This window comes from Novosphingobium sp. KN65.2 (assembly GCF_001368935.1).
Classification (GTDB): Bacteria; Pseudomonadota; Alphaproteobacteria; order Sphingomonadales; family Sphingomonadaceae; genus Novosphingobium; species Novosphingobium mathurense.
The window spans coordinates 43,439-60,547 of record NZ_CCBH010000153.1 but is presented as its reverse complement, the minus strand read 5'-3'; the positions used below and the strand labels follow the sequence as shown (position 1 = coordinate 60,547).

The window sequence follows — 17,109 nt, the reverse complement described above, 5'->3', positions numbered from 1 at the left end:
CCGCGGCGCGCGCTGTGTTCCGGGCGCGCCGCGGTTAGGTGTTTGCTGTCAGCCGAGTTTGAGAGTGCCGTCGATCAGGCGGGGCGCGCCATCGCCGATCGCGCTGTCGCGAAGTTCTTCGGGCAGTACGTCCTGTGCCAGGTTCTGGTAGCTGACCGGGCGCAGGAAGCGGTCGATAGCGAGGCTGCCGACGGACGTTGTGCGCGGATCGGACGTGGCCGGGAAGGGGCCACCGTGAACCATCGCGTGGCACACTTCGACGCCTGTCGGCCAGCCATTGGCAAGGATCCGGCCGACCTTGCGCTCCAGCACCGGCAGCAGGCGCGAAGCCAGGCCCTCGTCGGCTGCGTCCATGTGCAGGGTGGCCGTGAGCTGACCTTCGAGACCGGCAAGAACCCTGGCGAGTTCTGCCTCGTCCTTGCAGCGCACGACGATGGAGGATGCACCGAAGACTTCATGGCCCATGGCCTTGTTCGCGAGGAACGCTTCGCCTGTCGTCTGGAACAGGACGGCGCCGCCGTGGGTGCGATCTCCTTCTTCACCGCGAGCCAGCGTCTCGACACCGGGGCAACCGGAGAGCGCTTCAACGCCCTTGGCATAGGCATCGCGAATGCCGGTTGTCAGCATCGTCTGCGGCTTTGCCTGCGATACGCTGCCGGTGGCTGCCGATACGAAGGCATCGAGTCCGTCGCCTTCGATGGCCAGGATGAGGCCGGGGTTGGTGCAGAACTGGCCCGCGCCCATCGTCAGCGAACCGACGAAGGCGGTGCCAAGCGCTTCGCCGCGCGCCTTGAGCGCTTCGGGCAGGAGCAGGACCGGATTGATGCTCGACATCTCGGCATAGACGGGGATCGGCACATCGCGCGCCTGCGCAATGCGGGAAAGGGCCAGACCGCCGCCGCGCGAACCGGTGAAACCGACCGCCATGATGCGCGGATCGCTGACGAGCGCTGACCCCAGATCGTTCGAAGGCCCGACAAGGTGCTGGAATACACCTTCCGGAAGTCCGCAGGCAGCAACGGCCCTGGTGATCGCCTGTGCGACCAGTCCACCGGTGATCGGATGTGCCGGGTGCCCCTTCACAACGACCGGGCAACCGGCGGCCAGCGCCGAGGCGGTGTCGCCACCAGCGGTCGAAAAGGCCAGCGGGAAGTTCGAGGCGCCGAATACGACGACCGGGCCGACCGGGATCATGCGCAGGCGCAGGTCCGGGCGGGGGAGGGGCTGACGCTCGGGCATGGCCGGGTCGATGCGCAGTTGCTGCCATTGTCCCTTGCGCACGACATCGGCGAACATGCGAAGCTGGCCGACGGTGCGACCGCGTTCACCTTCCAGGCGCGCACGCGGCAGTCCGCTCTCGGCCATCGCGGCCTCGATCAGCGAATCGCCGATGGCCAGAATCTCTTCGGCGATTCGTTCGAGGAAGCCAGCACGCTCTTCACGGGCGGTGGCACGGTATGCGTCGAACGCAGCATCAGCTTTAGCACAGGCTTGCGCAACTTCCGCGGGGCCATCGACATGCAAGGGCTCGCCATGGGGCTGACCGGTTTCGGCCACTACGGATCGGAATTCTGTCATTCGGGGTCTCCCTATTTACTCCGACATATTATGGGCGGACGGCAAACGCAATGTTTGTCGTTCCTTCCTTGTCTGAGGGCTGTTAGGGTCGTCGCGGAGGTAACGGAAATCGTGACAGAGGCTGAACTGAGCAAGGAAATGGGTGCCGTAAAGGCAGCCGAGGAACCCCGCGGTCCGGGCAGGCGCCTGCATGGCGCGATTGCGCATAAATTGGGGACGGACATCTTGTCAGGCAAATACGCCCCCGGCGATGTCCTTTCGGGTGAAGTCGCCTTTGCCGAGGAGCTTCAGGTTTCCCGCAGCGCCTATCGCGAGGCGATCCAGGTGCTTACCGCCAAGGGGCTGGTGGCAAGCCGCCCCAAGGCAGGCACGCGGGTACTGCCGCGCGACCGCTGGAACCTGCTCGATCCCGAAGTGCTGGGCTGGGCTTTTGCCGGTGAGCCGGACATCGAGTTCGTGCGCAGCCTGTTCGAACTGCGTGCCATCGTCGAACCGGCTGCTGCGCGCCTCGCTGCGCAACGGCGCGACAAGGCCGACCTCAAGGCCATGAAGACCGCCTTGGCCGAAATGCGGCGCCATACGCTCACGACCGAAGCCGGTCGCGCGGCCGACAGGGATTTCCACGCTGCGATCCTGCATGCCACCCGCAATCAGGCGCTTATGGTCCTGAGCGCCAGCATCGGCGCTGCCGTCAATTGGACCACGCAGTTCAAGTTACGCGCGCGCGCACTACCGCGCAGTCCGATTCCCGATCACACCAAGGTCTACGATGCCATTGCCGCCGGTGACGGCGAGGGCGCGGCGGAGGCGATGAATGTTCTCGTCGATCTGGCGCTCGAGGATACACGCAGTGCCATGACGTCCTGAAGGCACTCGCCCGCTCGGCAATCTCTCCTGGAATTGAGACGGACACAGGGCCGATGACAATGTCACCGGCCCTGCCTGCGATCTGGCTTTCGCATGCTCAGGGTGCGGTGACGGGTTCAAGCACCTCGTCGGGAAGGGCATGTGTCGGCTTGCTGCCCCACAGCGCGTAGAACAACACATAGAGTTCGCAGGCCGCGGTCAGCAGGAACGAGGTCTGCAGCCCGTAATTGTCGGCGATCCAGCCCTGAACGATCACCAGCGCGCCGCCCGCGATAGCCATGACCAGCAAGCCCGACCCCTCTTCGGTGAGCGGCCCCAGGCCCTTGATGCCGAGGGTGAAGATGGTCGGGAACATGATCGAATGGAACAGGCCCACGAGGATCAGCGACCACATGGCCACCGGTCCATGGGCGAAGCTGGTGATCATCATCACCACGAAAGCGCCGATGGAAAATGCGGCCAGCACCCGCGCGGGATCGAAACGCTGCATGATCGCGGAGCCGGCGAAGCGGCCGACCATCATGCCGCCCCACAGGAAAGTGAGGTAGCGTCCGGCCTGCTCATGGGTCAGGTTGGCGATATCGGGCTGGCTGACGAAATTCACGAAGAGGTTCGCTACGCCGATTTCCGCGATCAGGTAGATGAAGATCGCCGGGATCCCGAAGACCAGGTTGCGGTGGCTCCACAAGGACAGGTGCTTGCGTTCCTCCTTCGCCACGCGGGCATTCGAAGTTCCCATGGTGGGCAGCGGGAAGCGCGCGATCACGATGGCCAGAACGACCAGCACCACCGCCACCAAGCCATAAGGCAGGATCACCGACTGGGCGTCGGCCATGCGTTCCGCTTCGCTGAGCACCGTACCGACTGCCGAAGTGCCGCTCTTGGAGCGGCCCAGGATCAGGTACGCGCCGAAAAGCGGTGCCAGCATGGTCCCGGCCGAATTCAGCGCCTGCACGAGGTTCAGCCGCGAGGAGGCCGTCTCCGGCTTGCCGACAATGGCGACATAGGGATTGGCGGCGACCTGAAGGAGAGTGATCCCGCTGGCGATCACGAACAGCATTGTCAGGGTGACGCCGTAGGATGGAATGCTGGCCGCCAGCATCATGCCCAACGCGCCGACTGCCATGATCAGTAACCCGACAACCAGGGACATCTTGTAACCGATCCGCTCGATCAGTTTTGCCGAAGGAATCGAGGCGACGAAGTAGGCGATGAACCAGACCGACTCGATCAGCGTTGTCTGCGTGTAATTGAGCTCGAACACGCTGCGCAGGTGCGGCAGCAGCGTGTTGTTGATGACGGTGATGAAGCCCCACATGAAGAAGAGGCTCGCAAGCAAGGTAAGCGCCGGGCCATAGCGAATTGCGGTTTCCTGCGCGGTTTCGGCGGAAGTGCCGGACGACGAGACAACTGTAGGCATGTCTATCCTCTCGAACGGGGTCCGCACGACTTCATTTGCGAACCGGCTTGCGCTTTTTCTATTTGTCGGACTATATCCCGGGGCAAGCTCCGTCAATGGGGCGCGAAATTTCCACGCTGGGTCTGGAGCAATCGGGAATGAGGAATCTGAAAAAGGCACTGGCCGGCGCGGCGGTCGCAGTCATGGCGGCAGCGCTGTGCTCGGGCGCACAGGCAGCCGAGGCGAAGCGCGAGATCGCCGGCACTCTTGCCGATGGAAGCGAAATAAGTTCTATCACCCTGAAGGCCGACAACGGCATTTCAGCAACGATCCTTTCCTATGGCGCGACCTTGCAGAGGCTGCTTGCGCCGGATAGCCAGGGCAATATCGCCGACGTCATCCTCGGCTACGACAAATTGTCGGACTATGTCGAACATCCCAATTATTTTGGCGTGACGGTTGGCCGCTATGCCAATCGCATTGCCGGTGGCCGCTTCACGCTCGACGGAAAAACCTTCCAGCTTCCCCTCAACGACGACCGGAACAGCCTCCACGGTGGCGATCGTGGCTTCGACAAGGTGGCCTGGCAGGTCGTCTCCGTGAAATCCGGCCCGACAGCCAGTGTCGTGTTGAGCCATATCAGCCCAGACGGCGACTCAGGCTATCCGGGCAAGGTTGACGCCACGGTCACCTACACCCTGGACGAAGCCGGAAATCTCGGCATCGCCTTCGAAGCCAAGACCGACAAGCCGACGGTCATCAACATGACCAATCACGCGATCTTCGACATGAGCGGTGAAGGATCGAGCAACGGAGCGATGGGCCAGATGCTGACGATTCCGGCCAGCACGTTTACGCCCGTCAATGCCAACCTGATCCCTACCGGTGAACTGCGCCCGGTCGCGGGCACCGTGTTCGACTTTCGCCAGTCGCGCCGCGTTGCGGACGGACTGCGTGATGGCACCGACCGGCAGATCGTTTTCGGTCGGGGCTATGACCACAACTTCGCGCTCGACAAGGGCGTGACGGCCAAGCCGGAGCTTGCGGCACGGCTCGAGGACCCGGCTTCCGGTCGCGTACTCGAAGTGCTCACCACCGAGCCGGGCGTGCAATTTTACTCCGGCAATTTTCTCGACGGAACTTTGGTTGGCAAAAAGGGACACCTCTATCGGATGGGCGACGGCATCGCGCTCGAACCGCAGAAGTTTCCCGATGCGCCCAATCATCCTGACTTCGTCTCCGCCCGTGTCGATCCCGGCAAGCCCTACCGGCATGTCATGATCTATCGCCTTTCCACTTCGCGCTGATCGAAACGAACCGCCATGACAAACCAGAATTCGTCCAAAACGCCATCCACGAAGCTGAGATCGCGCGCCTGGTTCGATAATCCCGACAATATCGACATGACCTCGCTCTACCTTGAGCGATACCTGAACTTCGGCCTCAGCCTCGAGGAGCTGCGTTCGGGCAAGCCGATCATCGGCATCGCCCAGACCGGCAGCGACCTGTCGCCCTGCAACCGGCACCACATCGTGCTGGCCGAACGCATCCGCGAAGGCATCCGCGAAGCCGGTGGTATCGCCATCGAGTTCCCGGTTCATCCGATCCAGGAGACCGGCAAGCGCCCGACTGCAGGTCTCGATCGCAACCTGACCTATCTCGGTCTCGTAGAAGCGCTCTACGGCTATCCCATCGACGGCGTGGTTCTGACCACCGGGTGCGACAAGACGACCCCGGCACTGCTCATGGCGGCGGCAACGGTGGACATCCCGGCGATCGCGCTTTCTGTCGGCCCGATGCTCAATGGCTGGCACAAGGGCGAGCGGACCGGTTCGGGCACCATTGTCTGGAAGGGTCGCCAGATGCTTGCTGCCGGAGAACTGGACGATGAGGGCTTCATCAAGCTCGTCGCCTCGTCTGCGCCTTCGACCGGTTACTGCAACACGATGGGCACGGCCACGACGATGAACTCGCTGGCCGAGGCATTGGGAATGATGCTGCCGGGATCGGCGGCGATCCCCGCGCCGTATCGCGACCGTCAGGAATGCGCCTATCACACCGGCAAGCGTGTGGTCGAAATGGTGCATGAGGATCTCAAGCCCTCCGACATCATGACGCTCGAGGCGTTCCACAACGCCATCGCCGTCAACGCCGCCATCGGCGGATCGACGAATGCCCCGATCCATCTTGCCGCCATTGCCCGCCATATTGGTGTGGACCTGCCGCTCAAGGACTGGGAACGCGTCGGCCACAAGATCCCGCTGCTGGTCAACCTCCAGCCTGCCGGTGAATACCTTGGCGAGGACTACTACCGCGCCGGTGGCGTTCCCGCCGTGGTCGCCCAGCTCATCAAGCAGGGCCTGATCAATGAAGGGGCCATGACCGTCAACGGCAGGACCATGGGCGATAACTGCCGCGATGCCACCATCGAGGACGAGCGCGTCATCAAGACCTTCGACCAGCCTCTGGTGGAGGAAGCCGGCTTCCTGGTCCTGACGGGTAACCTGTTCGACGCCGCAATCATGAAGACCAGCGTGATCTCCAGGGAGTTCCGCGATCGCTACCTTTCCAACCCGACAGACCCGGATGCCTTCGAAGGCCCCGCCGTGGTGTTCGACGGACCGGAAGACTATCACCACCGCATCGACGATCCGGCGACCGGCATTACGTCCGATACCCTGATGTTCATGCGTGGCGCGGGTCCGATCGGTTATCCCGGCGCGGCAGAAGTCGTGAACATGCGCCCACCGGCATACCTCATCACAGAGGGCATCTCGGCCCTCCCGTGCATCGGTGACGGTCGCCAGTCAGGCACGAGCGGCAGCCCCTCGATCCTCAACGCCAGCCCTGAAGCAGCGGCAATGGGCGGGCTCGCCCTCCTGCGCACTGGCGACCGCGTGCGGATCGATCTGCGCAAGGGCACCGTCAACGTGCTGATATCCGGAGAGGAACTGGCAGAACGGCGTGCCGCGCTGGAAGCCGAAGGCGGCTATCCCTATCCGGCCTCGCAAACACCGTGGCAGGAAATCCAGCGCAGTGTCGTCGGCCAGTTGAATACGGGTGCGATCCTCGAAGGATCGGAGAAGTACCAACGCATTGCCCAGACCATGGGGCTGCCCCGCGACAACCACTGAGGGTAGGATAGACGAGGACGGGGTTCCTGCTGGACCCCGTCCGCCGAATGGCACGGCTGCTTGATCCGGCAAGTGAATATCGGATCCGATACCAGGATGCGAAAGGCCCGGTTCCAGCCCAAAGAGGGCAGGAACCGGGCCTTGTTGCATGGAGCATCAGTGCTTGAATGGATCGATCGTTTGGATCGTACCATCGGCATTGAAATGCAGTTCGGTCATCTTGACGTTGCGCAAATGGTTCTTCCCGCTCAGCTGCGTATCGTGGAAGAGAAGCCAGGTCTTGCCGTCCCAGTCGACGATCGAATGATGCGAAGTCCAGCCCTGCACGGGCAACAGGATGTGCCCCGTATAGGTGAACGGTCCATAAGGATTGTCGCCGATCGCGTAGTTGAGAAAATGCGTGTCACCGGTCGAGTAGGTGAAGTAATATTTGCCACCGCGCCTGTACATCCACGAGGCTTCGAAGAAACGTTTGTCGTGGTCACCGCCGAGCACGGGTTTGCCGTTCGTATCGAGTATCATGGCATCGCGCGGCGCTTCTGCGAATTCCTTCATGTCCGGCGCCATTTTCGCGACCTTAGGCATCAGCGCCGGCTTGTCGTCCTGCTTCAGGTCGACATCGCCGATCGAGGGATCGTATTTCCCGCTTGCCCATTTCTGGAGCTGGCCACCCCAGATGCCGCCGAAATACATGTAGCTGGTCCCATCGTCGTCGGTGAATACCGCCGGATCCATCGAGAAGCTGGACTTGATCGGCTCCGGTTCCGCCTTGAACGGTCCCATCGGCTTGTCGCTGGTCGCGACCCCGATACGGAAGATCCCGTCCTTGTCCTTGGCCGGGAAGTAGAGGAAATAGGTGCCGTCCTTGTAGGCTGCATCCGGCGCCCACATGCTCTTGCTGGCCCAGGGGACATCGTCCACGTCCAGCGCAACCGGCCCGATGGCGACTTTCCCGCCAGGCTTGTCCAACTCCAACACACGGTAGTCGCGCATGGCATATTGGTTGCCCAGGTCGTCATCGGGAATGCCGGTGTCGATGTCGTGGCTGGGATAGATGTAGAGCTTTCCGTCGAAAACGTGGGCTGAAGGGTCGGCCGTAAAGATCTCGGTAACCAGAGGCTGCGCGATGTACTTGTCGGTTTCCTGTGCCTTGGGCGCTTCCTCCGGCTTCGAACAACCGGCAATCGTTGCCACAGCCACCGCGAGAATCGCGGTTCTTACAAGCAAAACATTGGATTTGCGCATCTATTCCTCTCCGCGATGTGGGGTCATTTCCCACCTCATTACGCGATAGATAGCGCTACCATACGCACATTGGCAAGCTGAACTATCAAGGCTTGACTGTGCGCGCTCGTATGATAGCGCTACCAACATGATTGGGAGAGGTCTTGCTTCAGGCGCCGGACAGGTGCCGGTCGTTGCACGCATTTGCATGGTGCTGATCGCATCGCTGTGCGCGATCTGTGCAGGGGACGCTCGCGCCGAGGACGGCCATGCGCTGTGGCTGCGTTACGCCCCCTTGGATGAGGCTACTGCAATCGCGGTGAACGCCCGCCTCGGACCGCCCGAACTCTTCGGCAATTCTTCCCCGATGACGCAGGCTGCGCAATCGGAGCTGTCGCGCGGTTTCGACGCCATGCTCGGTCAGTCGGGGAGGGGGGTAATCCTCGCTCGGGCCGGTCAGCTTCCCGGTGGAGATAGCGGCCTGGCAGAGCCGCTGGCAGGACTGCCAAGCGGGGCCTATCGCATCGCACAGCGCCATGATGGCCGTGTCGCCGTCGTCGCCAATGACGATATCGGTCTCCTCTACGGCAGCTTTGCGCTGCTGCGTCATGTGGCAAGCGGTGCGAATCTGGACGCTATCGATGTGACGTCAGCTCCTGCCCTTCCGCTGCGCATGCTGGACCACTGGGATAACCCTGATGGTTTCGTGGAACGCGGTTATGCCGGGCGTTCGATCTTCAACTGGTGGCTGCTTCCCGATCATCTCGATCCGCGCCTTATCGATTACGCCCGGGCCAATGCATCGATCGGTATCAATGCGGTCGTTGTGAACAACGTCAACGCGTCTGCCTTGATGCTGACCCCCCGCTACATCGAGAAACTTGCGCGACTGGCGGACGCCTGGCGTCCCTTCGGCATCCGCGTTTGGCTGTCTGCGCGCTTTTCCGCCCCGCGTGACTTGGGTGGATTGAGCACGGCCGACCCGCTCGATCCGCAGGTTCGACGCTGGTGGACGGACAAGGCCGACGAAATCTACAGGGCCATTCCCGACTTCGGCGGCTTCCTGGTCAAGGCCAATTCGGAAGGCCAGCCGGGCCCGCAGGACTATGGCCGTACCCACGCCGATGGCGCGAACATGCTGGCGCAGGCGCTGGGGGGTCGGGGCACGGTGATCTGGCGCGCCTTCGTTTATGCCAGCGGTTCGGAGACCGACCGCGTCAAGCTCGCCTATGAGGAATTCACGCCTCTCGATGGGAAATTCGCCAGCAACGTGATCCTTCAGGTCAAGAATGGCCCGCTGGATTTCCAGCCGCGCGAACCGTTCCACCCGCTGTTCGGCGCCATGCCGCATACCCGATTGATGTTGGAAGCGCAGATCACCAAGGAATATCTGGGCTTTGCCACCCATCTGGCTTTCCTTGCGCCACTTTGGGCCGAAGCGCTGGGGGCAGATACCGGGCATGGCGAGGCTGGCCGCGCCCTTACCGTAGCGCAGACCCTTGCTCAGGGCGGCATGGCTGGCGTCGCCAATACGGGATCGGACCGGAACTGGACCGGTGGACATTTCGATCAGGCCAATTGGTATGCATTTGGCCGGCTCGCCTGGAACCCGGATCTGTCTGCCGATGAGATCGCCCGCGAATGGGCAGCGCAGACATTCAGTCGCGATCCCGCCTTTACCGTGCCCGTAGCGAAGACGATGGTCGGCAGCCGGCAGGCCGTGGTCGACTACATGACCCCGCTCGGCCTCGCTCACCAGATGGGGACCGGCCACCATTATGGACCGGCGCCGTGGGTATCCGATCTATCGAGACCGGAATGGAACCCAACCTATTACAACCGCGCAGACAAATCCGGCATCGGCTTTGACCGCACAGTGACGGGAAGCGATGCCTTGGCCCAATATGCGCCGAGTGTCGCGGCGCACTGGGCAGATGCCGCGACTATGGATGAGGATTACCTGTTGTGGTTCCATCATCTGCCATGGGACTTTCAGACACAGTCCGGACAAACCTTGTGGCGCGAATTGGTGGCACGGTACGATCGCGGCGTTGCCGGCGTGGACGCAATGGCTGCGCAGTGGTCCGATCTGGCGCCATACGTCGATGCGCGGCGACATCGCGATGTTGCGGACTTCCTGGCAATCCAGAAGCGTGAAGCGCATTGGTGGCGCGATGCATCGATCGCCTATTTCGGTGCGGTCTGCGGCTGCGATCTGCCGCCGGGGACCCGGACGCCTGCGCATAGCCTCGACTGGTACGAAGCCCAGCGCTTCCCCGACGCCCCGGGCAATCCGTGATTTTGGCGAACAGGACAAGAAGGAGAGCAACGTGATCCGCAGCAGGTATCTGATCCTTGCCATGGCCGCAGCCAGTTTGCCGGCAGCCATTGCCGCACAGCCTGTCGCGCATGTCGCCGAGGTGGAATATCAGGCAGGTCCCCAACCTGAGACGGCGCCGGGGGCCTCCCGTAACCCGGTCCTGCCGGGTTTCCAGCCCGACCCTTCTCTGGTGAAGGTCGGGAAGGACTTCTACCTCGTCAATTCGACCTTCGCCTGGTTCCCGGGTATCCCGGTCTACCACAGCCGAGACCTCGTGAACTGGCGGCAGATCGGAAACGCCATAGACCGACCCGGCATGTTCTCCTTCAAGGGCATGCGCACGAACGATGCGATATTCGCCCCGGCAATCAGCCATTACGGTGGCAAGTTCCGCATTCTCGACACATGCGTTCGGTGTGGCGGGAACTTCATGCTCGTGGCAGATCGCCCCGAGGGCCCCTGGTCGGACCCGGTCTGGCTCGACTTCGAAGGCATTGACCCTTCGCTTTTCGTCGATGAAGACGGCAGTGCATGGGTGCTCAACAATGGCGCGCCCGAAGGCGAGCCGCGCTATGAAGGCCATCGCGCCATCTGGATTCAGCGCATCGATCTTGCCACGGGCAAGATGTTCGGCCCGCGCAAGGTGTTGATCGATGGCGGCGTGCGTCCTGAAGACAAGCCCATCTGGGCCGAGGGGCCGCATATCTTCAAGCATGATGGCTGGTATTACCTGACAGCCGCCGAGGGCGGTACCGCAGAGGACCATTCGCAGACCATCTATCGGTCCCGCCGCCCCGATGGCCCTTATGAAGCCGGGCCGGTCAATCCGATCCTGACCCAGCGCGATCTGCCGCCGGATCGTCCCTCGCGGGTCGAAGCGACCGGCCACGCGGACTTTGTGCAATTGGACGATGGCAGCTGGTGGGCGGTGTTCCTTGCCACAGTGCCTTTTGCCGGGCAGTCGACGCTTCTGGGGCGAGAGACATTCCTGCTCCCGGTGACCTGGAAGGACGGTTGGCCATCGATCCTGCCAAAAGGCGCTCCGGTTCCCCTGACAGTGAAACGCCCGCCATTACCAAGTGACGAGAGGGTGGACTGGACGCATTGGCGGGACACCTTCAACCTTCCCAAACTGGCGCCGCAGTGGCTGCACTTGCGGGATCCCGCGATCACTTCGTGGTACCGGATCGGCAATGGTCTTGACCTGACGGCTCGCCCGGTTGCGCCAGGCAGTCTGAATGGACAGCCTGCCTTTCTCGGTCGCCGCCTGCGCCAGCAGACCGCTCGTATCACTGCACGGATTGCCTTCACCCCCGAACGAGACGAAGACTTTGCAGGCTTGATGGCCTTCATGAACGAAGACCATTTCACCAGCATCGGGATTACCAGGATCGACGGAAAGCAAAGGATCGCCTTGCGCGAAAGGCGCCGTGCCGATCAGTCTCAAAGCGGCGTCACCGTCGCCAGCGCGCCGTTATCCGGCTCCGGCCCCGTCGAACTCGCCATCGAGATCGATCGAGGCACTGCCGATTTTGCATGGCGCCCTGCAGGACAGAAGGATTGGCAGTATCTCGCTCGCGGCCAGGACGTCGAACACATGGCCTCGGTTCACGGCGGCCTGTTCACCGGAACTGTAATCGGTCCCTTCGCGCAGCAGGCTACCGCACCCCAATAGGCGAATACCTGCATTTCTTGGTCCTACGGGACTTGCCGAAATACCGCGAGCGATTTATGATAGCGCTATCAAACGGAGGGGATTCGGGGCCAATGCCCGAAAGCTTAATAGATATCCTGCCCGCGGATTTCCGCGATGGCCTGTTTGCCGGACGCGCAGAAAGCGAGGCCGGGCCCCATGTTATCGCAATCCGCAGTGGCGAATTGTTCGACATTACCGATGACGCCGCGACAATGTCGGGCGCCGTGGCACGGCGCGCCTTTTCAGGCGGACGACACATGGGCCCGGTGGAAGAAGGCTTACCCGAAGGCTGGCGCCTGATTTCACCGGTCGACCTGCAATGCATCAAGGCCTGCGGCGTCACCTTCGCACTCTCTGCCATCGAGAGAGTCATCGAGGAACGGGCGCGCGGCGATGCAGCAAAGGCCGCCGAAATTCGCGACTTGCTCGAAGAACGTGTCGGCAGCGGCATCCGTTCCGTGGTACCCGGTAGCGACGAAGCCATGGCGCTCAAGACGGTACTGATCGATCAGGGTATGTGGTCGCAATATCTTGAAGTCGCGATCGGACCCGATGCCGAAGTTTTCTCCAAGTCTCCGGTTCTTTCAACGGTCGGCCATGGCGCGCTGATCGGTGTGCGTTCGGATTCGAGTTGGAACAATCCCGAACCCGAAGTGGTGCTGGTCGCCGATGCGTCAGGCACCGTTGTCGGCGCAACCTTGGGCAACGACGTCAATCTGCGCGATTTCGAGGGGCGCTCCGCACTTCTGCTATCCAAGGCGAAGGACAATACCGCATCCTGCTCGATCGGCCCCTTCATCCGTCTTTTCGACGAAGGTTTTACGGTTGAAGACGTGCGCGCCGCCAATGTCGACCTGCTGATTGAGGGAACCGACGGGTATCGGCTCGAAGGCACGAACCGAATGAGCGAAATTAGCCGGGATCCGCTCGATCTGGTCGATCAGACCTTGAGCGAGCACCACTATCCTGATGGGTTCGTGCTCTTCTGCGGCACGCTTTTCGCGCCCACGCAGGATCGCGACACGCCCGGCGGAGGGTTCACGCACAAGCTGGGTGACAAGGTCACAATTCGTTCGGAAAAGCTCGGAAGCCTCTCGAACATAGTCACGACGTCCCGCGATGCTCCGCCCTGGACGATGGGTATTGCGGCCCTGATGCGAAATCTCGCCGCGCGCGGCCTGATCGAAAAGGTCTGAAAAGCGCGGCACCACAACACCCTTCCGAGCGTACTTGAGCGGTCGCCAATAAGATGTGCCGGAAGCGTCGAAAAGGAATGAACCAAGATGGAAATGGCAAACACGGCTGCGACAGGTCGATACAGGTGATGGCTGGCGAAACCAAGGTTGAGGGGCAGCGAGCGATCTATCCCAGCCTTTCGGGCAAGCGGGTAATTGTGACCGGTGGCGCTTCCGGCATCGGCGAAGGCATGGTCGAGGCGTTTGCCCGCCAGGGTGCGCGGGTCACTTTTCTTGATGTCCAGAAGGATGCGTCGCTGGCTCTGGTCAAGCGACTTGCAGATGCGCCGTTCAAGCCGATATTCGAACTTTGCGACATTACCGATATCGATGCCTTCGGTAAGGCGCTTGAAAAGATTCTCACTTCGCTGGGCGGATGCGATGTCTTGGTCAACAATGCGGGAAACGACGATCGTCACGCGATCGAAGACATCACGCCGGAATATTGGGACGAACGCATGGCGGTAAACCTGCGGCATCAGTTCTTCGCCGCGAAAGCCGTGATCCCGGCAATGAAGGAAACGGGAGGGGGGAGCATCATCAATCTCGGTTCGATCAGTTGGCATCTCGGCCTGAAAGACCTCGTCATCTACCAAACCGCAAAGGCGGCCATCGAAGGGCTTACACGCAGCCTTGCACGGGAACTGGGACGTTGCGGAATCCGGGTGAATTCGGTGATCCCGGGCAATGTGCAAACGCCGCGACAGATGCAGTGGTATTCACCCGAAGGCGAGGCAGAAATCGTCTCCGCGCAATGTCTCGATGGTCGTATTCAGCCGCAGGATATAGCCGCCATGGCGCTGTTTCTTGCATCCGATGACGGGCGTTTCTGCACCTCGCACAATTACTGGGTAGATGCCGGATGGCGGTAAGTGGCCCGGTTTCGCTCGCCCTCGATGCCCGCGCGATGCTGGGCGAAGGGCCTGTTTGGGACACGGCGCGCCAGTGCCTGTGGTTCGTCGATATCAAGAGCCATGCGGTGTGGTGCCTCGATCCGCAAAGCGGCACTTCGCAGTGGATCGAAGCGCCGGATCAGGTTGGATGGGTCCTTCCGACCAGTACCGGTCGCTTGCTGGCAGGATTGAAAAGCGGTCTTCATCTGCTCGATCCGGTTACGCGGCAGTTTGAGAAGACAGCGACAATCCCCGGCGAACCGGCGCACAATCGCCTCAACGACGCCTGTACCGACCGGGCAGGGCGCGTGTGGTTCGGATCGATGGACGACAACGAAGAGGCGAAGACGGGGCGCTTCTATCGCTACGAACGCGGCACCATCGTCGCGGCCGGTCCTGCGGGAGTCACCATTACCAACGGCCCGGCGGTGAACGGTCGTGCAGACCTCGTCTATTTCAGCGATACCCTCGGCAGGAGGATATTTGTCGCTGAACTCGGAGAAGACGGCTTGCCGGGCGAACCGCGCCTCTTTGTCGATATCGCGCAGGACTTCGCCGGCGCCTATCCGGACGGTCCCGTGGTCGATGCTGAAGGGTGCGTCTGGACCGGCCTCTGGAATGGCTGGGCAGTGGCGCGATATTCGCCCGAGGGGCGACTGATGGAAACCGTGTCCTTGCCGGTCGCAAACGTCACAAAACTTGCGTTCGGAGGAGCGGATCTGATGACCGCCTTCGTCACGACTGCGCGAAAGGGCCTCGATGAGGCCGCGTTGGAAGCCCAGCCCCAGGCCGGCGGGGTCTTTACCTTCCGCAGCGGGGTGGCCGGACTGGCCACAACACCGGTGGAGATGACATGACCTATCGCTTCCCCCTTGCACTTGCCCTTCTCAGCGCTTCAATGCCGGCACTCGCAGCTCCTGCGCTCTCGCCGTACTGGACCGATCATGCCGTGATCCAGCGCGGAAAGCCGGTCGTAGTGGAAGGTCGCGCTGAGCCCGGCGAGCGCATAAGCGGCATGCTTGGCGATGAAAGCAGCAAGGCCGTGGCAGGCAGCGACGGGCATTTCGTCCTGCAATTCAAGCCCCGCGAAGCAAGTGGCACTCCGCTGACCCTTGCGGTCGGTGATCGCCAGATCCACGATCTGCTGGTGGGCGATGTCTGGCTGTGCTCTGGGCAGTCCAACATGGCCTTCATGGTGCAGCAGGGTCTTAACTCCGCGACGGAAATCGCGTCGTCCGCAGACGATGGACTGCGCTTGCTGCACGTGCCGGATGGTTCGGCAGTCAGTCCGCAAGCGCGCTTCAGCACGCCTGGCCAGTGGAATGCAGCCGCTCCCGATACAGTCCGCGATTTTTCCGCAGCCTGCTATTTCATGGCGCGCGAACTGCGAGGCACCCTTGGCGTGCCGGTTGGCGTGATCAATTCCAGTTACGGCGGCTCGCAAATTCGGGTCTGGCTCACTCCCGAAAGCGGCACGGCCCTCTACGGAGCCGGGCAGATGGACATGCTGCGCTCGTTCGGGACCGATGAACTGGGAACTGTCGCGCGTTTCGCTCCAACCTGGGAAGATTGGTATCGCCAGCACTCCGGCGGCACCATGCCTTGGGCAAAGCCGGACAGCCTGCAATGGCAGCCGGTGCCGCAGATCAGTGTATGGAACGACTGGAAGGGCTCCCCACTGGTCGACAGCCCCATCGGAACCGTCTGGCTGCGCAGGGAAATCGAACTGACCCCGGCGCAGGTGAAAAGTGGAGCAAGGCTGACGCTTGGCGTCATCGATGAAATCGACATGACCTGGGTCAACGGCCATCCGGTCGGCAATACATTCGGTTGGGATGTCGAACGCAATTATGATGTCCCCGCTCGCTTCCTCAAGCCGGGCAAGAACGAAATCATCGTTGCGGCTACCAATACCTGGAGCACGGGCGGTTTCACCTCGCCTCCGGAGACGCTGAAGTTCACACCATCTGGTGGGGCCGCAATCCCGCTGGCGGAGGGTTGGCGCTACAGCAAGGCGCCGATGCCTGAACTTCCCCCGCGCAGTCCCTGGGATACCAATGCCGGTATCGGCGTACGTCACAATGCCATGGTCGCGCCGCTCGGTCACGTCGCACTGAAGGGTGCTGCATGGTATCAGGGGGAAAGCGATGTCGACCTGCCCGACTATCGCGATCGCATGCGCGAACTCTTTGCCGGTTGGCGCAAGCAGTTTTCGCCCGACATGCGCATGCTTGTGGTTCAGCTGGCCAATTACGGACCGGTGCAATTGGCTCCCGCCAAGTCCGGTTGGGCGGATTTACGCGAAGAGCAGCGCCAATCCGTCTTGGCCGACAAGAATGCCGAGTTGGTGACTGCCATCGACATTGGCGAGCGCACCGATATCCATCCGGCCAACAAACAGGTTCTCGGCCATCGGCTTGCGCTTGCAGCACAGGGCATCGCCTTGCCTGAACCGGTGGAGGCTGTGCGCGACGGCGACGATGTTCGGATCCGCTTCGCTGGCGTCGATGGAAAACTCATCGCATGGAGCGGGAACGGTCCGCTTGCCTTCGAACTGTGCGGCGATACTCAGCCGAGTTGCCGTTATGCCATGGCGCGAATGAACGGCACCAGCGTGTTGCTGGCTGGCGACAGGAAGCCTGCGACCCGTGTTCGCTACGCCTGGGCCGATAGCCCTGTCGTCAACGCATACGATGACAGGGCAATGCCGTTGCCGGGTTTCGAACTCCCGATCGGCTCGCGTTGAACAAGGGCAGGGTAGGC

General features: G+C 61.9%; 12 protein-coding genes. 9 read left to right on the top strand and 3 right to left on the bottom strand.

Annotated features, from left to right (window positions below; all coding sequences use genetic code 11):
• Positions 1-48: 48 nt before the first annotated feature.
• On the bottom strand, positions 49-1,578 hold the full coding sequence (locus SPHV1_RS12430) for an aldehyde dehydrogenase (NADP(+)) (RefSeq protein WP_054946356.1): 1,530 nt from the start codon (positions 1,576-1,578) through the stop codon (positions 49-51).
• A gap of 138 nt (positions 1,579-1,716) precedes the next feature.
• On the opposite strand from SPHV1_RS12430, the gene SPHV1_RS12425 reads away from it, so the two are divergent.
• Positions 1,717-2,445 carry a FadR/GntR family transcriptional regulator gene (locus SPHV1_RS12425; protein WP_054946355.1) on the top strand — a complete coding sequence of 243 codons (729 nt, stop codon included), beginning with the start codon at positions 1,717-1,719 and terminating at the stop codon, positions 2,443-2,445.
• 97 nt (positions 2,446-2,542) lie between these two features.
• Here the strand turns inward: SPHV1_RS12425 and SPHV1_RS12420 are convergent, their stop codons facing one another.
• On the bottom strand, positions 2,543-3,865 hold the full coding sequence (locus tag SPHV1_RS12420) for a sugar MFS transporter (protein ID WP_054946354.1): 1,323 nt from the start codon (positions 3,863-3,865) through the stop codon (positions 2,543-2,545).
• Positions 3,866-4,047: 182 nt separating this feature from the next.
• On the opposite strand from SPHV1_RS12420, the gene SPHV1_RS12415 reads away from it, so the two are divergent.
• Both SPHV1_RS12415 and SPHV1_RS12410 read left to right on the top strand, forming a co-directional pair.
• On the top strand, positions 4,048-5,151 hold the full coding sequence (locus SPHV1_RS12415; protein WP_369817906.1) for an aldose epimerase family protein: 1,104 nt from the start codon (positions 4,048-4,050) through the stop codon (positions 5,149-5,151).
• 15 nt (positions 5,152-5,166) lie between these two features.
• Positions 5,167-6,978, top strand: a complete 1,812-nt coding sequence (locus SPHV1_RS12410) for an IlvD/Edd family dehydratase (RefSeq protein WP_054946352.1) — start codon at positions 5,167-5,169, stop codon at positions 6,976-6,978.
• 156 nt (positions 6,979-7,134) lie between these two features.
• On the opposite strand, the gene SPHV1_RS12405 is transcribed toward SPHV1_RS12410, so the two are convergent.
• Positions 7,135-8,223: a glycoside hydrolase family 43 protein gene (locus tag SPHV1_RS12405; protein ID WP_054946351.1), complete on the bottom strand. Its 1,089-nt coding sequence runs from the start codon at positions 8,221-8,223 to the stop codon at positions 7,135-7,137.
• Between the two features lie 187 nt (positions 8,224-8,410).
• Here SPHV1_RS12405 and SPHV1_RS12400 point away from each other — a divergent pair, with 187 nt between their 5' ends.
• From SPHV1_RS12400 to SPHV1_RS12375, 6 genes are all read left to right on the top strand, one after another.
• The gene (locus SPHV1_RS12400; RefSeq protein ID WP_054946350.1) at positions 8,411-10,501 is read left to right on the top strand and encodes an alpha-glucuronidase family glycosyl hydrolase; all 2,091 of its coding nucleotides are present in this window, start codon (positions 8,411-8,413) and stop codon (positions 10,499-10,501) included.
• A 31-nt stretch (positions 10,502-10,532) separates the two neighbouring features.
• Positions 10,533-12,197 carry a glycoside hydrolase family 43 protein gene (locus SPHV1_RS12395; RefSeq protein WP_231634657.1) on the top strand — a complete coding sequence of 555 codons (1,665 nt, stop codon included), beginning with the start codon at positions 10,533-10,535 and terminating at the stop codon, positions 12,195-12,197.
• Between the two features lie 92 nt (positions 12,198-12,289).
• Entirely contained in the window at positions 12,290-13,414 is a 1,125-nt protein-coding gene (locus tag SPHV1_RS12390; RefSeq protein ID WP_054946349.1) for a fumarylacetoacetate hydrolase family protein, read from the top strand.
• A gap of 128 nt (positions 13,415-13,542) precedes the next feature.
• The gene (locus tag SPHV1_RS12385) at positions 13,543-14,325 is read left to right on the top strand and encodes an SDR family NAD(P)-dependent oxidoreductase (RefSeq protein ID WP_054946348.1); all 783 of its coding nucleotides are present in this window, start codon (positions 13,543-13,545) and stop codon (positions 14,323-14,325) included.
• The gene (locus tag SPHV1_RS12380; protein ID WP_054946347.1) at positions 14,316-15,203 is read left to right on the top strand and encodes an SMP-30/gluconolactonase/LRE family protein; all 888 of its coding nucleotides are present in this window, start codon (positions 14,316-14,318) and stop codon (positions 15,201-15,203) included. The genes SPHV1_RS12385 and SPHV1_RS12380 overlap by 10 nt, the downstream gene beginning before the upstream one ends.
• A complete protein-coding gene (locus SPHV1_RS12375; protein WP_054946346.1) occupies positions 15,200-17,092 on the top strand; it encodes a sialate O-acetylesterase in 1,893 nt (630 codons plus the stop codon). Before SPHV1_RS12380 ends, SPHV1_RS12375 begins: the two co-directional genes overlap by 4 nt.
• Positions 17,093-17,109: the final 17 nt, after the last annotated feature.

Excerpts from the sequence above, each read along its gene's own strand:
- SPHV1_RS12400 (WP_054946350.1), top strand. The coding sequence starts at position 8,411 with ATGGTGCTGATCGCATCGCTGTGCGCGATCTGTGCAGGGGACGCTCGC.
- SPHV1_RS12410 (WP_054946352.1), top strand. The coding sequence starts at position 5,167 with ATGACAAACCAGAATTCGTCCAAAACGCCATCCACGAAGCTGAGATCG.
- SPHV1_RS12425 (WP_054946355.1), top strand. The coding sequence starts at position 1,717 with ATGGGTGCCGTAAAGGCAGCCGAGGAACCCCGCGGTCCGGGCAGGCGC.
- SPHV1_RS12380 (WP_054946347.1), top strand. The coding sequence starts at position 14,316 with ATGGCGGTAAGTGGCCCGGTTTCGCTCGCCCTCGATGCCCGCGCGATG.
- SPHV1_RS12420 (WP_054946354.1), bottom strand. The coding sequence starts at position 3,865 with ATGCCTACAGTTGTCTCGTCGTCCGGCACTTCCGCCGAAACCGCGCAG.
- SPHV1_RS12385 (WP_054946348.1), top strand. The coding sequence starts at position 13,543 with ATGGCTGGCGAAACCAAGGTTGAGGGGCAGCGAGCGATCTATCCCAGC.
- SPHV1_RS12375 (WP_054946346.1), top strand. The coding sequence starts at position 15,200 with ATGACCTATCGCTTCCCCCTTGCACTTGCCCTTCTCAGCGCTTCAATG.
- SPHV1_RS12415 (WP_369817906.1), top strand. The coding sequence starts at position 4,048 with ATGGCGGCAGCGCTGTGCTCGGGCGCACAGGCAGCCGAGGCGAAGCGC.
- SPHV1_RS12430 (WP_054946356.1), bottom strand. The coding sequence starts at position 1,578 with ATGACAGAATTCCGATCCGTAGTGGCCGAAACCGGTCAGCCCCATGGC.
- SPHV1_RS12405 (WP_054946351.1), bottom strand. The coding sequence starts at position 8,223 with ATGCGCAAATCCAATGTTTTGCTTGTAAGAACCGCGATTCTCGCGGTG.
- SPHV1_RS12390 (WP_054946349.1), top strand. The coding sequence starts at position 12,290 with ATGCCCGAAAGCTTAATAGATATCCTGCCCGCGGATTTCCGCGATGGC.